Origin of the sequence: Peptoniphilus gorbachii, assembly GCF_016908115.1 — a bacterium.
GTDB classification, from domain to species: Bacteria; Bacillota; Clostridia; order Tissierellales; family Peptoniphilaceae; genus Peptoniphilus_A; species Peptoniphilus_A gorbachii.
The window spans coordinates 16,392-31,834 of sequence record NZ_JAFBDH010000015.1 but is presented as its reverse complement, the minus strand read 5'-3'; the positions used below and the strand labels follow the sequence as shown (position 1 = coordinate 31,834).

At 30.7% G+C, this 15,443-nt stretch carries 16 protein-coding genes; 11 read left to right on the top strand and 5 right to left on the bottom strand.

The genetic code is table 11. The features are described from left to right. Nucleotides 1-126: 126 nt before the first annotated feature. The 5 genes from JOD41_RS09030 to JOD41_RS09010 are packed head-to-tail and all read right to left on the bottom strand — an operon-like array spanning nt 127 to nt 5,141. Nucleotides 127-906, bottom strand: coding sequence for an ABC transporter ATP-binding protein (locus tag JOD41_RS09030; protein ID WP_205052550.1), 780 nt, complete (start codon nt 904-906; stop codon nt 127-129). Then, nucleotides 884-1,873, bottom strand: coding sequence for an ABC transporter ATP-binding protein (locus JOD41_RS09025; protein WP_205052549.1), 990 nt, complete (start codon nt 1,871-1,873; stop codon nt 884-886). Before JOD41_RS09025 ends, JOD41_RS09030 begins: the two co-directional genes overlap by 23 nt. After that, entirely contained in the window at nt 1,870-2,685 is an 816-nt protein-coding gene (locus tag JOD41_RS09020; RefSeq protein WP_205052548.1) for an ABC transporter permease, read from the bottom strand. The genes JOD41_RS09025 and JOD41_RS09020 overlap by 4 nt, the downstream gene beginning before the upstream one ends. A 1-nt stretch (nt 2,686) precedes the next feature. Continuing rightward, nucleotides 2,687-3,628 (bottom strand): ABC transporter permease, encoded by a 942-nt coding sequence (locus tag JOD41_RS09015; RefSeq protein WP_205052547.1) that lies wholly within the window; start codon nt 3,626-3,628, stop codon nt 2,687-2,689. Then, a complete protein-coding gene (locus tag JOD41_RS09010; RefSeq protein ID WP_205052546.1) occupies nt 3,621-5,141 on the bottom strand; it encodes an ABC transporter substrate-binding protein in 1,521 nt (506 codons plus the stop codon). Before JOD41_RS09010 ends, JOD41_RS09015 begins: the two co-directional genes overlap by 8 nt. A 155-nt stretch (nt 5,142-5,296) precedes the next feature. Here JOD41_RS09010 and JOD41_RS09005 point away from each other — a divergent pair, with 155 nt between their 5' ends. From JOD41_RS09005 to JOD41_RS08955, 11 genes are all read left to right on the top strand, one after another. Continuing rightward, complete coding sequence (locus JOD41_RS09005) at nt 5,297-5,578, top strand: DUF503 domain-containing protein (RefSeq protein WP_205052545.1); 282 nt, start codon at nt 5,297-5,299, stop codon at nt 5,576-5,578. A gap of 8 nt (nt 5,579-5,586) precedes the next feature. Then, on the top strand, nt 5,587-6,225 hold the full coding sequence (nth, locus tag JOD41_RS09000; RefSeq protein ID WP_205052544.1) for an endonuclease III: 639 nt from the start codon (nt 5,587-5,589) through the stop codon (nt 6,223-6,225). Between the two features lie 5 nt (nt 6,226-6,230). Beyond that, complete coding sequence (locus JOD41_RS08995) at nt 6,231-7,625, top strand: VanW family protein (protein WP_205052543.1); 1,395 nt, start codon at nt 6,231-6,233, stop codon at nt 7,623-7,625. A gap of 64 nt (nt 7,626-7,689) precedes the next feature. Further along, entirely contained in the window at nt 7,690-8,649 is a 960-nt protein-coding gene (locus tag JOD41_RS08990; RefSeq protein WP_205052542.1) for an aromatic acid exporter family protein, read from the top strand. Between the two features lie 55 nt (nt 8,650-8,704). Continuing rightward, nucleotides 8,705-9,286 (top strand): hypothetical protein, encoded by a 582-nt coding sequence (locus JOD41_RS08985; RefSeq protein ID WP_205052541.1) that lies wholly within the window; start codon nt 8,705-8,707, stop codon nt 9,284-9,286. Beyond that, complete coding sequence (locus JOD41_RS08980; protein WP_205052540.1) at nt 9,277-10,104, top strand: CvfB family protein; 828 nt, start codon at nt 9,277-9,279, stop codon at nt 10,102-10,104. The genes JOD41_RS08985 and JOD41_RS08980 overlap by 10 nt, the downstream gene beginning before the upstream one ends. Continuing rightward, the gene (gene rlmD / locus JOD41_RS08975) at nt 10,091-11,371 is read left to right on the top strand and encodes a 23S rRNA (uracil(1939)-C(5))-methyltransferase RlmD (protein ID WP_205052539.1); all 1,281 of its coding nucleotides are present in this window, start codon (nt 10,091-10,093) and stop codon (nt 11,369-11,371) included. The genes JOD41_RS08980 and rlmD overlap by 14 nt, the downstream gene beginning before the upstream one ends. A gap of 311 nt (nt 11,372-11,682) precedes the next feature. Next, the gene (locus JOD41_RS08970) at nt 11,683-12,270 is read left to right on the top strand and encodes a type IV toxin-antitoxin system AbiEi family antitoxin domain-containing protein (RefSeq protein ID WP_071125868.1); all 588 of its coding nucleotides are present in this window, start codon (nt 11,683-11,685) and stop codon (nt 12,268-12,270) included. Continuing rightward, nucleotides 12,267-13,103 (top strand): nucleotidyl transferase AbiEii/AbiGii toxin family protein, encoded by an 837-nt coding sequence (locus JOD41_RS08965; RefSeq protein ID WP_205052538.1) that lies wholly within the window; start codon nt 12,267-12,269, stop codon nt 13,101-13,103. Before JOD41_RS08970 ends, JOD41_RS08965 begins: the two co-directional genes overlap by 4 nt. A 240-nt stretch (nt 13,104-13,343) precedes the next feature. After that, entirely contained in the window at nt 13,344-13,505 is a 162-nt protein-coding gene (locus JOD41_RS08960; RefSeq protein WP_205052537.1) for a helix-turn-helix domain-containing protein, read from the top strand. A gap of 104 nt (nt 13,506-13,609) precedes the next feature. Further along, nucleotides 13,610-15,430 carry a KAP family P-loop NTPase fold protein gene (locus JOD41_RS08955; RefSeq protein ID WP_205052536.1) on the top strand — a complete coding sequence of 607 codons (1,821 nt, stop codon included), beginning with the start codon at nt 13,610-13,612 and terminating at the stop codon, nt 15,428-15,430. The last annotated feature ends 13 nt before the right edge of the window (nt 15,431-15,443 follow it).

Here is a 15,443-nt window from a genome sequence, read left to right as displayed (position 1 = left end):
TCAAAAACAAAATGGATGCCACCTACAAAGTATAGGTTAGCATCCACTACAATTAATTAACTAAATATTGTGTCCAGTTTTATGGGTACACATCAAAAGTTATTTACAGCTTATTTTTTTATAATCTTAATCAAATTTTATTGAAGAGAACAATTTTTTTGTATATTCATTTCTTTCTTGATTTTTTAGTTCTTCGGTCTTAAATAAATCCACAAGTTCACCCTTATAGAGGACGCCAATCCTATCGCACAAGTAAGAGATGACATTTAAGTCGTGAGAAATAAATAGGCAAGTAAAATTATATTCTTCTTGCAAAGATTTTATCAAATTTAAAATTTGTGCCTGAATACTTACATCTAGTGCCGAAACACCCTCGTCAATGATTAAAAACTCTGGATTAATTATAAGAGCTTGACCTATGGCAATTCTTTGCTTTTGTCCCCCAGATAAACTGCCAGGGTATTGATTTAAAATATCTTCTTCTAGTTCAATATCTTTTAAAACTTTTGAAACTCTTTGGTTTTTTTCTTCTTCACTGTATAGATTATGAATATTTAAAATTTCCTTTAAGGCAAATCCAATTGTCTTCTTTGGATTTAATGCCGAATAGGGATTTTGAAAAACTACTTGTAGTTCTCTTCTATATTTAAATAGTTCTTCCTTAGAAAATTTAGAAATATCCTTACCCTTAAAAAATACTTTTCCTTGGTTTGCTTTTATTAGTCTTAGAATAATATTGGCTAGAGTAGTTTTTCCTGAGCCACTTTCTCCGACTAGACCAAAAATTTCACCCTTGTAAATGGAAAAATTGATGTCTTTTAAGGCAACATTTGCTTTTTTCCTAAAAAATAGAGAAGAAGATTTATAAATTTTTCCTACATTTTCAATCTTTAGTATTTCTTCCATTTTTATCTCCAAATAAGTGACAATTCACCATATGTCCATCGAAATTTATACTTTCAGGGAATTTTTCCTTGCAAATTTCCTTTGTAAAATCGCATCTATCCCAGAAAGGACAACCCTCATTGCTTCTATTTTTAAGAGCAGGCACCTTTCCTCTAATATTATAAAGTTTTTCGCCTCTTTTTTTATAGGAAGGCACAGCTTTAATTAGAGCTTTTGTATAAGGGTGCATAGGATTTTTTATAAGTTCATTGGTATCTGCACTTTCCACAATACGTCCTGCATACATAACTAAAACTCTCTTGGAAATTCTTTCAATTAAATTCAAATCATGAGAGATAAAAAGAATTGCACCCTTGTAAAGTTTACTTATGTCTTCAAAAAGTTCAATAATTTGTTTTCCAATATTTGCATCAAGTGCCGTTGTTGGTTCATCGGCTATTAAGACATAGGGGTTTGCAATAAGACTCATTGCAATTACAATTCTCTGTTGCATACCGCCAGATAATTCGTGTGGATACTTATTATAAAGGGCTTCGGTGTCTCTAAGTCCACATTTTTTCATAGTTTCTAAAACTATTTTTTTATTTTTCTCCTTAGTAAAATCATAGTGAATTTCTAAAATTTCTTCAATTTGTTTGCCAACTTTTTGAAGTGGATTAAGAGCAGAACCTGGTTCTTGAAAAATTGTAGAAATTGATCTTGATCTATATTTTTGCCAGTCTTTTTCAGACATATTTAAAACTTCTACATCTTTTAGTTTACATGAACCAGATAAAATATGAGCATCAATACTTTGTATTCCCAAAATAGTTTGTGTGGCAACTGTTTTTCCACAGCCACTTTCACCGACTAGGCCTACAAAATCTTTTTCATAGAGGTCAAAACTTATGTGGTTTACAGCATTTTTTAGCTCTCCATTTAAATCAAAGGCAACAGTCAAGTCCCTTACTTCTAATAATTTATTCATCCTTTTTTCTCCTTTAGTCTCTTATTTCTGAAATTTTCACCAAACAAAGTAAAACCAAGCACTAAAAGAGAAAGGTTTAGTCCTGAAAATATAAAATACCAAGGTGCTTGAGCAAAATATGCTTGAGATTCTTTTAACATTCTTCCCCAAGAAGGGTGAGGAGGTCTAACACCTAGACCTAAATAAGAAAGTCCAGCTTCAGATAAAATTGCTGAAGAAATAGAAAGTATTATTGCAACCATAAGTTGATTTTTTATATTTGGAAAAATATGATTTTTTGCAATATAGAGGGGACTGCCACCTTTTACAATAGCAGACTTCACAAAAACAGATTCCTTAACTTGTAAGAAACCACTTCTTACAACTCTTGCAAAGTAGGGGATAGACATAGTACCTATAGCAATAATTGTATTTAAAATTCCTGCACCAAAAACAAAGACGAGCATCATGGCAAATAAAATACCAGGAAATGCCATAAGTGAATCTATAAATCTCATCAAAACTTCGTCTACATTTCCACCAAAATATCCTGCAGTTGCTCCAATTAAGGCTCCAAAAGCCAGAGCAAAAAATACAGTGCCAAAGGAAAGTAAAACTGTAATTTTAGTTCCCTCCATTATTCTAGATAAAATATCTCTTCCCATATTGTCTGTCCCAAAGAGATGCTCAAAGGAAGGAGATAAAAATTTATCAGCTGTTACAATTTCATTGGGATTATAGGGAGTCCAAAATATTGAAATTATGAAAAGTAAAAGATAAAAGATTAAGATAATTTTTCCGATTTTTATTGATAATTTATTTTCTCTAATCATATTAACCTCTAATCCTTGGGTCTACAATTTTATATATAATATCTACAAGTAAATTAATAAAAATAACCATAAAGGCAACGGCAAGTACAACTGATTGAATGAGAGGAAAGTCTCTTGATGAAATTGACTGTACAATTAAAGAACCAATTCCTGGTAGTGAAAATACATTTTCCACCACAAGACTTCCACCTATACTTGAAGTTATACTAATACCAATAATAGTTATAACTGGAATTAAAGCATTTCTAAGTACATGTTTATATAAAATGTCCTTTAAAAGTAGTCCTTTCATTCTTGCTGTTCTAACATAGTCCTTATTTATTTCATCTAAAATTGCCGATTGCATATATCTTATTATTGTTGCAATATTTGGTATGGCAATGGCAAGAGATGGCAAGAAAAATTTATAAAGTTTCTCAAAAAAGTTCCCACTCATTGCATTGTAGGAGAGGGTATTAAACCATCCAAGTTTTACTGCAAATAAATAAATGAGTAAAAAGGCAAGCCAAAAAGATGGAATAGAAATTCCAAGTTGCGTAATAGCTGTAATAATTGATGAATACCATTTATCTGATTTTGCTGTTATTTGAATAGATAAAGGAATGGCAATTATAAGTGACAAAAATAAAGAAAAAAATGTCAAATATAGAGTTACTGGAAGTTTCTTTAAAAAAAGATCCTTGACAGGAACTTGGTATTTTAAAGAAGTGCCCATATTTAGTTTTAAAATATCCTTTATCCAATTTCCATACCTTACTAAAATTGGCTTATCAAGTCTCAGCTCTTTTTCAAGAGCTAGAACTTGAGCTTCATCTGCCTCTGTTCCTAAAATAATTTCCGCTGGGTTTCCAGGAAGAACTTGAAAGACAAAGAAAATTATTAGGCTTACAAAAAATAAGGTAAGAAAGAGAGATATTAGCTTTTTAAAAATTATTTTACTCATTTTCTAATTTTACATCCTCAAGATTTAATTTTTGAATAGGGTATTGCTTTAGGCCAGTTAAACCATTTCTTAGAGCTTGGTTGTTATCTGGATCTGCAATAAAAACTGAAGCAGCTTCCTCTGCTAGAATTTTTTGAGATTTTTTAATATTTTTTATTTCTTCTTCTTTTGTAGAAGATTTTTCTGCATTGGCTATTGCTGCATCAAAATCCTTGGACTTAAAGTTTATATAGTTCTTTTCGTTTTGAGAAGTGTATCTTCCTAGAATTTGAACTGGATCAAGATAGCCAATAAAACCAACAACTGTAGCTTCATAATCTCTATCCTTATAAACTTTTGTTAGCCAAGATGAAAATTCAATAGGGTCAATTGTAACTTCTATACCAACTTTTTGAAGTTGAGATTGAATAAGTTCAGCTGTGTTCATATGGTACTTATAATCACTTGGCACAGTTAATTTAAAACTTAGTCCCTTTTCATAGCCAGCTTCTTTTAATAGAGCCTTTGCTTTTTCAACATCATGTGGGTAATATTCTCCTAAATCTTCAAAATATTCCTTTAAAGCTGGAGAAAAAGATGAGAATAATTTCGTAGCTTTACCTTCTGCTGCAGATTCTATAATTTCATCTCTATCAATTGCATAATTTAGTGCAAGTCTAACATTTTTATCTTGGAAAGCTTTGAAGTCATTGTTTAAGCCCATAACTTGTACCAAATTTTGTGGGAAGTTATTAACTGTGCAGACATCTTTAAGTTGATCTGCTTCTTCAGCGGAAATACGATCTGCTAAATCTAAATCCTTATTTTTTAAAGCCATAATCATAGTCTGTCTATCAGTAATTCTTATTACTTCAAGATTTTCAAAGTGGGCTATATGGTCTTTTTTGTGATAATCATTAAACTTTTTAAGTTTTAAACCTTCGCCTGGTGTGTAGGAAACAAATTCATAAGGACCTGTTCCTATAGGTTTTGTTCCATTATCTTTATAATCTTTTTCCACAATAGGTCTAAGTGTTAAATAAATAAATCCATTTTGTCTTTCTTTCAAATGAACTCTAACATTTAAATCATCTATAACATCAATTTTGTCAATAATTGCAAATTTTGATGATAGAGGTTCCTTTGATGTCAAACCTGCCATGGCGTCATAGGTATATAAAACATCCTCAGCACCAAATTTCTTTCCGTCGTGGAAATAAACATCCTTCTTTAACTTAAAGTCATAGGTTTTTCCGTCTTCTGAGACAGAATAACTCTCTGCTAAATCAGGAATCAAACTTCCATCTGTGTCTACATCAAATAATCCGTCAAAAACTTGATCCATAATAGTTTCTGTGTCACCAGCTGTCATTTTAAAGGGATCTAACGAATCTATTTCTGTAGCCATAGCTACTCTTAGTGTGTTTTCTTCACCTTTTTTGTCACTATCTCCTGCCTTGTCCTTTGAGTTAGAACATCCTGCTAGAAGTAGTACTCCTAGAAATAAAGTTAAGACTAAAGTAATCCTTTTCATGATTCCTCCTAAAATATTTTATTTGCGGTAACTCCGCGATTAAAATATAACATAAAATCAAGCTAATTTCCATTTTATATCAAAAACTAGCTTAGATATTAATAAAAATTAATAATTAATTAAAAGATTTTCCCTTTCATGTTATAATAATATTTATGATAATAGGAATATGTACTTGCGAGATATTTATTTACGAAGCAGACTCTCTTAAGTCAAAGAGGTCTGTGGTAAAAAGTATTATCGAGAAGTCAAAGAATAGATTTAATATATCAATTGCTGAAGTTGGCGAAAACGACAAGTGGCAAAGAAGCCTAATCGGTTTTTCCACAGTCTCAAATGACAAAAAAGTTGTAGATGAAACTATAGAAAGAGTTATACAGTTTTTTAACACTTACAGCGAAATTGAAATTATGAATATAGAAAAAGAAATTTTATAGAGGAGATTATGAAGGATATTTTAACTCATGAAGAGGCAGGTTTATGCCTTGACATATTAGAGGAAACTTACCCAGATGCACACTGTGAACTAGACCACAAAAGTCCCTTTGAGCTTTTAGTTGCAACAATTTTATCAGCACAATGCACTGATATAAGAGTTAACAAAGTGACAAGTGAAATGTTTAAAAAATATAATAAGCCAGAAGACTTTGCAAACATGGATATAAATAAATTAGAGGGATTAATTAAAGAATGTGGACTTTTTAGAAATAAGGCAAAAAATATTAAGGCAAGTTCTAGTGTAATTTTAGAAAATTATAATGGAGAAGTTCCAAATACAATTTCTGAGCTTATGAAGCTTCCTGGAGTTGGGAAAAAGACAGCCAATGTTGTTGCTTCTACTGCCTTTGGGGTGCCTGCTATTGCAGTTGACACTCATGTTTTTAGGGTCAGCAATAGAATTGGTTTTGTTCACGAGAAAAATGTTTTAGATACAGAAAAAGCCCTTCAAAATAAAATTGACAAAAATAGGTGGACTAAGGCCCATCATTTATTTATTTTTCACGGCAGAAGATGCTGCACAGCAAGAAACCCAAGATGTGAAAGCTGCACTATAAATAAAATTTGTAGATCCTACGAGGTTTGATATTAATGGAAAATTTAGGAAATAAAATTTTAAATATTAATAAAAAAATTCTAATTACTCTTGCACTTATTTTGATGCTACTTTTCATATCTGTAATGTATTTTACTGAAGAATACACAAACCCTTATATGCATAGGGGAGTAAGAATTGAAGATATTGATGTGTCAAACTTATCTAAAGAAGATGCTTTAAAGGAAGTTAAATCTGTTACAGATGAGATGATAAAAAATAAGGTAGTTAATTTTACTTATGAAGACATTAGTGTTCCAGTTCCATTAAAGGATTTTGGTTATAAATTAAATTTGGAAGATGCCATAAATAAGGCTTATTCTTATGGCAGGTCTGACAATTTATTTTACAACTATCTTGACATAATTAAGGGATATATTTATAAGAAGAATTTTGTGGCAAAAGCAGATATAGACGATACTAAGAGAGAAGAAGTAATCTTAAATATCGGAAGTAAAATTTTTAAGAAAGCTCTTGATGCTTATCCAATAATAAATGAAGATGGCAGTGTTACCATAAAAGATTCAGAAATTGGAAGATACATGGATATAAATGAGGCAAAAAACCTAATTAATTTAGATATTTTGCATGAAGATAAGATTGAACTTCCAGTATATAAAACAGAGCCAAAAATTTATTCCAATTATTATGATGGAATTGACAAAAAACTTGGAGATTTTGAAACAGATTATTCATCTTCTATAAAAAATCGTAAAGAAAACATAAGGCTTGCAGCCTCAAAGTTTAACAATATGAAATTAAATCCTGGAGATGAAATTTCCTTTAATGATGTTGTAGGAGAAATTTCTGAAAAAACAGGCTTTAAAAGTGCAACAGTAATTGTCGGTGGAGAATATGAAAGTGGAATTGGAGGAGGAATTTGTCAAGTTTCAACGACTCTTTATAATTCTCTAATTTTATCTGATTTAGAAATTACAGAAAGACACAATCACTCAAGACCTATTCATTATGTGGATCTTGGCACAGATGCTGCTGTGGCTAGAGGTTATAAAGATTTAAAATTTAAAAACAATACAAATAATCCAATTTTGATTTTATCTGAAGCAAATGGAGAAAAATTAAACTTCAAAGTTTTGGGAAATGGAAGCGACAGAGATTATGAAGTCAAAATAATTCCACAGCTTTTAGGTACAGTTAGTCCTGGAGTTGACACAATTTATTCAGATGCTTTGCCAGATGGAGAATCTACTGTAAGAGAAAGTGGAGCTAGAGGTTATTCTTATAAAACTTATAAGGAAATAATAAAAAATGGGGAAGTAGTAGATAAAAAAGAAATTTCCAAATCCTATTACCTTCCTAAGGATAAAGTTGTTGTAGTTGGAACTGGAACTACAAATGATGATGACAGTGAAAATAATGATGAAGATTAATAAGAGCTTAGGCTCTTATTTTTTTAAAATATTTAATGATATAATAGTTAAAAAGGAGGCATTTATGAATAAAAATATAATAGTAAGAACTTTAAAGACTGCCTTTGCTGCTCTTGCTGCAATAATTCTTTCAAATGAACTTTCTCTTGAATTTGCTTCAGCTGCAGGAATTATTGCTATTTTAAATATTTTTGAAACAAGGAGGGCAACTATAAAAGGTGGACTAAAGAGAAGTCTTTCAGCTGTGATAGCTCTAATAATTGGTGGCATATGTTTTGAAAGTTTTGGATATAAGACTTGGGTTTTTGGGTTATATTTACTTTTATTTGTACCAGTTTCCTTTTTATTAAAAATCGAACTAGTCCTTGGACCTTCAAGTGTAATTGTCACACATTTACTTGCTTTTGGAGAAATTAATGCAGGCATTATTATAAATGAAATGGCACTTGTTGTTATAGGAACTGGATTTGCTATGCTTACGAATTTATATGCCCCAAACAGTACAAGCAAATTAAAAAATTTAATAAAAAGTATTGATGATGACATGAGATTTATATTAAATTTATTTGGACATTCTCTTGTGAAGAATCTCGATGTAAAGGAATATGAAGATAAGATTAAAAGACTCGATGAAAATATAGATAAAGCAATTGAAATTGCAGCAAGAGAAAATGACAACTTAATAGAAAATAGTGGTGAAATTTTACATAATATCCGTTTTAGAGAAAGAGAAATGGATCTACTTGAAGAAATGTATTATGATTTATCAACCATTCCGCCAGAATATAAAGAGGGTAAATATGTTTCAGATATTTTAATTAAAACAGCTGATAGTTTAAGTCCGCAAGGTGATATGGCAAGTGTGAGAAAAGAAATAAAATATTTAAAAGATCATTTCACAATGATGAAATTACCCGAAGATCATGAAGAATTTATAGTTCGTTCAGCAGTTTTTCAAGTTTTCAGAAGTCTCGATCAATTTATAGAAATAAGGACTTATATTTCAAATAAAGGAAATAAATAAATAATGGAGCTTTTTTAAATGACATTGAAATAATTATTTGTGATAAAATAGAGACATGAAGATATTTAAGAGATTTAAAAAGAAAAAGTCAATTTATAAAATTCTTTGGGAAAATAATTTTGATTTAGAAAAATTAAAGGACCTAGAAGATTTTAACTTATCTGATGGTAGCTACGAGCTTTCTATTTTAAAGGGCGAAAGTAAATTAAATCATATAACAACTAGAGAGATAAATAAGGCTGTTGATGATTATTATTTAAGAGAAAAAAAAGCCATAGATGAATTTGAAGATTTCTTTAAAGAACATAGAGCTCTAGAGTCAGAGAGAAATTTTCTAACTTTTTTACTACAAAAAATAGAATTTGACGAGGCAAAATTAGTTGGACTTTCAATTTTACTTATGCGAGATTCACAAGTTGAAGAATGTGTAAAATTTGGCATGCTCCTTACAAAATACTACAATCTCCAAGAAGTTAGAAGAGCTTACGAAATATTTTTAAACTTATTAAAGCATCCAGCCTTTATTTATTATGGCATAGATGTTTTAAAGAATATAGATTATGGAATAATAGACGATTTATACGATAGAACTACAGAAATTGGAAAAGAAATAATAGAGGAGAAGGCATGGAATTAGGAAAAATACAAAAATTAAAAGTTGAATCTAAAAATGGAAAAAAAGTTTTTTTAGCAGACGATGAAAATAATAAAGTTATTCTTGCAAGAGGTGAGGGAGAGGATTTAAAAGTTGGCGACGAAGTTGAAGCCTTTGTCTACAATATTCACGAAGATTTTGAAGCAACTTTAAAAAGACCCTACGCTCAAGTTGGAGAATTAAAAAAATTAAAAGTCGTTAACAAGGCAAAGGTTGGTTACTTTGTTGATAATGGCATTGGAAAGGATATTTTCTTACCCTTCAAAGAAAGCTATGGAAGACTTACTGTTGGTGAAGAATATCTCTTATATTTATACCACGATAAAAGCGACAGGCTTGCCCTTACAATGAATATAAAGGACAAACTTTTAGTAAATGACAAGTACAAGGTCAATGACATAGTCAAGGGAACAATTTATAGCATGGGAAGACCTGGTGCCTTTGTAGCCATTGATAACAAATATGATGGAATGATTCCTGCTGAAGAAATCAAGGGAATTTATAAAATTGGAGACGAAGTTGAAGCCAGAGTGCAAAGAATTTTGCAAACAGGCTTTATAACTTTGACTTTAAGAGAAAAAGCCTATAAACAAATAGATGCTGATGCTGATTTAATTTTAGAACTACTTGAAGATAATGGCGGAGTTCTTGAAATTGGCGATAAGTCTGATCCAGAAATAATAAAGGATTTGACAGGACTTAGCAAAAAAGCCTATAAGAGAGCTGTGGGACATCTTTATAAAAATAGAAGCATAAATATTTACGATACAAAAATCGAGTTGAGACATGGAAGAAAATAAATTTACAAGAGAAATAATTGACTTTGACTTCAAGGGGCTTGGCATGACAAAAGTTGATGGACTGCCAGTATTTTTAGATGGTGGAGTCATTGGAGACCAAGTAGAATTTCTAATTACTAAGAAAAAGAAAAATTTCTGCAAGGGGAAAATTCTAAATACAATAAAAAAATCTAAGGACAGAGTGATGAGCCCCTGTCCTTATTTTGAAGATTGCGGAGGTTGTGACTTCTTAAATTATTCTGATGACATGGAGTTAAAGTGGAAGGAAGATGACATAAATAAGAATTTAGAAAAAATTGCAGGTCTCGATAATAAGGTTGATGAAGTTCTTGACTCACCAGAAAAAACTCACTACAGAAATAATATGCAGTTCCAAGTTAGAGATGGCGTAATTGGACTTTATGGCAAAAATTCCAAGGACATAGTTGCCATAAAAAAATGCATAATGCAAAGAGATAAAGCCAATGAAGTATTGCTAATAATGTGGAGATACAAAAAACTAAGGGACCTAAAGCGAATTGGAATAAGGACAAATTACAAGGGCGAAGTCCTTTTAATCCTTGTAACAAGAGATGGAGAAGTGGAAATAAAGGATGTCCTTCCAGATTTAATTGATGCTGGAGTAAAGTCAATTTATTTAAATTACAATGGAGGAGACAAATTTCATTACTCCAGGGAATTTGAAAAAATTTATGGCGAGGATACAATCGAAGAAAAATTATTGGACATAAATTATAAAATCTCTCCAGAATCCTTTTTCCAAATAAATAGGTTGGCGACAGAAAAATTATATCAAAAAGCAATTGAGTACTTAGAGCCCAAGGCAGAGGATAAAATTTACGACTTATATTGTGGAGTTGGCTCAATTTCACTATCTGTAGCCAAAAGTGGAGCTCAAGTAATAGGAATAGAAATAGTAGATAGGGCCGTCGATGACGCAAGAATAAATGCAGAAAATAATGACATTGAGGTAAGATTTGTAAAGGGAGCGGCAGAAGAAGTAATAGAAAAACTTTGGGAAGAAGAAAAAATTTCTCCAAATAAAATAATTCTTGACCCACCTAGAAAGGGACTTGATGATAAATTAGTAAACTTCTTAAAGGAGAACCCAGTAGAAAGATTAGTCTATATCTCCTGCAACCCAGCAACGCAAGCAAGAGATTTAAAATCATTAAAAGATGTCTATAGGGTGGAAAAAGTAGCATTAGTCAATCTCTTCCCAAATACAGCTCATGTGGAGACAGTAGCGTTGATACAAAAGATGTAAATATAGAAATCCTGCATTTTAAGCAGTTTTATAAGCATTTTGTCTTCGATAAAGATGAAGAAGGATACGTCAAAAAGACTCAAAAAAACTACATGGATGTGAGTGTAGTCTTGAGACTAGTATGAGGAAACACAAAAAATATAATTAACTCATTTTGTACTTTCTACAAGAGTAGCGTAAAAGGCTGCTCTTTTTTATTAAAGGGTGTAAGAATTCGTTACATCCTTTTTAAAAATGGAAAACTTATAAGCCAACTTTACATATTCGCTTTTACAATATATAATAAAAGCGAAGACGAGAGGAGGCGGACTATGAATACACTTAAAGAATATATACAAGAAAATTTAGTAATTACTAACAAAGAAGCAGAAGAGCTTGGATATACTAGGCATAATCTATCAGAATTAACAAAGAGCGGACAATTAGAAAGATTAAGACCGGGGCTATATCAATTAAAAGGAAAAGTAATAGACGATTTTGTTTTAATATCATCTAATAGTATTCGAATTATATTTTCCCATCAAACAGCCCTATACCTACACGACATATCAGACAGAACTCCAAATGTATTTCATATATCTGTACCCCAAGGCTATAATGCAAGTCATATCAAAAATAGATATAAAGACCTCCAAGTTCACTATGTAAAAAAAGACTTGTACGAGATTGGCAAGACACAAATAAAATCGCCCCAAGGCAATTTTATCCCAGTTTATGATATCGAAAGAACAATTTGCGACATCATAATCGACAGAGAAAAAATAGATAAGCAAATTTTTACAGATGCCATAAAAAGATACTTTAAATCACCAAATAAAAATCTAAGACGACTCATAAAATACAGTAGACTATTTAAAATAGAAGATGAAATTAGGAAATATATGGAGGTATTATCGTGATTAATATCGAGAGTATAAAGGGCAAGATAAGAAGTCTGGCAGAGAAGAAAAATCTGAAGTCGCAAGAAGTTCTGCAAATATATTTTTTCGAAAGATTTTTAGAAAGATTATCTAAATCACCATACAAAAGTAATTTTGTAATAAAGGGAGGATTCTTAATATCTTCCTTAATTGGCATTGAAAATAGAACAACCATGGACATGGATACTACAATTAAAGGCATAGCCCTAAAAGAAGAAAAAATAAAAGAAATCGTAGAAGAAATTATAAATGTCAATGTAAATGATGGAATAAAATTTGAAGTAACAGACATCAGTTATATAAGAGAAGAAGATGAGTACGAAAACTTTAGAATTTCACTAACAGCAAATGTTGGAAAAACTAAAAATCCAATGAAACTAGACCTAACAACAGGAGATGCAATAACACCAAGAGAAATAGAATACACCTATCCATGTATCTTTAGCAAAGAAGATATAAAAATAATGGCATATCCATTAGAAACAATTCTAGCAGAAAAATACGAAACCATAATCAGAAGAAATATCACAACCACACGAATGAGAGACTTTTATGACCTATACACCCTCTACAAACTAAAGAAAGATGAGATAGATTATAAAATTTTAAAAGAAGCAATAGAAAGAACCTCAAACAAAAGAGGAAGACAGGAGATAATGAATGACTATGAAGAAATAATCGAGGACATAAAAGATGATCCATACCTAAGATCCTTGTGGGAAGTATATCTCAGTGAAAATAAGTATATTGGAGATTTGACCTTTGATAAGGTTGTTGGTGTAGTGAGAATTATTTCAAATAGAATTAATTAGATGTAATATTCCAGACACTGTTTGGAAATTATAGACAAGAAAATATTAAGTATGAGAAGTAGATTAATCTACTTCTTTTTAAAAACTTAAATGCATTTTAATGAGAACGTTTTTATATTAAACCGTCATTTAATGGTATAATATAATAAATATTAATTTTCAATGTAGGGTATATAGAGAATTTTTAGTTATAAAAGATTATTCAAAAACTAATAGAATTAATATTACAAAAAGAACTTGATGAAAATAGCAAAATTTTTAAAAGTTATATTTTATAAAATCAAGAATGGGCAAAATGTGACTACGGATGTTTTGCTTAGGATTTGCAATGCTTTGGATTGTGATATTAAAGATATTATGGAGTGCGTAATTATTGAAGATGTAAGGAGAATGGGAGTCTAAGTTTACAGTCATAGATATATTTGTAGCAATAAATGAATGAGGCGGAAAATGGAAGATAAAAAGTTAAAGTTTATTGACCTTTTTGCTGGCTAGGAGGTAAACACATGTGGAAAGATAGTGAAACGGAACTTGATTTTCTGGATTATGATTATTTAATACAAACGGTTCAAAGTATTATTACAGATGATACTCTTTTGCCTGCCAGTATTGGAGTATATGGCGATTGGGGAAGTGGAAAGTCAAGTCTGATGTATATGTGTAAAGAATGTTTGATTAAAGAAGATGATAAAATAAAGTGCTTGGTATTTAATGGTTGGTTATTTGAAAATTACGAAGATGCAAAAACGGCGATATTAGGCACTATTCTTGATGAGATAAGCAAAGAAAAAAACTTAACTGACGAGGCTAAAGGTATTATTAAAGGTCTATATAAAAGTGTTGATAAGTTTAAATTGGTAAAGGGTGTATTAAAGTATGGGACTGATTTTCTAGTGACAGGCGGAATTGGTTCTTTACTTGGTATTACAATAAACCAAGCTTTAAAAAGCACTCAAGAAAAAATAGAAGTTACCAATTTAGAAAAAATTCAATCTAATATTGAAAATGAATTAAACAATAAAGAATTACGTGAAGATATTAAAAAGTTTCAAAAAGAATTTGCGTCTTTATTGGAAAAAACGAAAATCAGCCGTTTAGTTGTTTTTATAGATGAATTGGATAGATGTAGACCAGATACTATTTTAGAAACGCTTGAAGCGATAAAGTTATTTCTTTTTGAGGGAAAAGTCGCTTTTGTTATAGGCGCTGACGAGCGTCATATTTCGTATGCAGTTAAAAGTAAATTTAAAGATATTGAAGGTATTCAGATTGATATTGGAAAAGAATATCTTGAAAAATTGATACAGTATCCCATCCGCATTCCACAATTAAATGCAGAGGAGGTAGAAATTTACATTGCTTGCTTGCTTTTGCAATCAGAATTACCAGAAGACGATTTTCAAAAGGCTCTATCATGGATAGTTGAGAAGAAAAAAGAGGATTTCGAGAGGTTTAAGATTGAATCAGTTATAACTTTATTTTCTGATAAAGAAGATGGTTACTCAAATATTGTAGAATCACTTTCTATTGCAAATCAATTAGCATTTGTTTTATCTAATGGATTGCATGGAAACCCTCGTCAGTGTAAACGATTCTTGAATTCCATGTATATGAGATTGCAAATGGCTTCTTACAAGAATAAGCAGCTGGATAGAAAAATTCTTGCAAAGATAATGATGTTGGAATATATAAAACCTAGAATTTTTAATAAAATAGCTGAGATGGCAGCAGATAATAGTTTAAGTAAGGAATTAGAATTGTTTGAGTATGGTACTCCTGAAAAAACCGATAAGTTGAAAATTTGGAAGGAAGATAATTGGTTTTTAAATTGGTGTAAAATAAATCCAAAATTATCTGAGGAAAATCTTAATACGTATTTTTACTTTACGAGAACTTCATTGGATGAAAAAATTAGTCGTATATCATCTTTTCTTTCGCCAGCAGCACAAGAAATATTGGAACAACTACTTTCAAAATCAGATGTTAAAATTCAACAAGCTATTAAATCTGTTGCAAATATATCAGACTCTGATGCGGCTGCAATTCTTGAAGCCATGTATTCTTCCATGATAGCTGAAACAACAATATCCAAAGAACTGATGAAATCATTTTTGCTATTTGCGCAGCAAAGAACAGAACTAACCAATGATACTCTTAGTTATTTACAATCGTTTAGTGGATCGCAAATTAATCTCGGTTGTATAAGTTATATAGCTGATTATGCAGATAAAATGAGTAAGAAAGTAGAAATTTTAGAGATAGCATCTCAATGGGATAAGAATAAGTCTGGATTACAAAATAGCATAGAGAAGCTATTAGAAAAATAGTATAAAAGGAGGG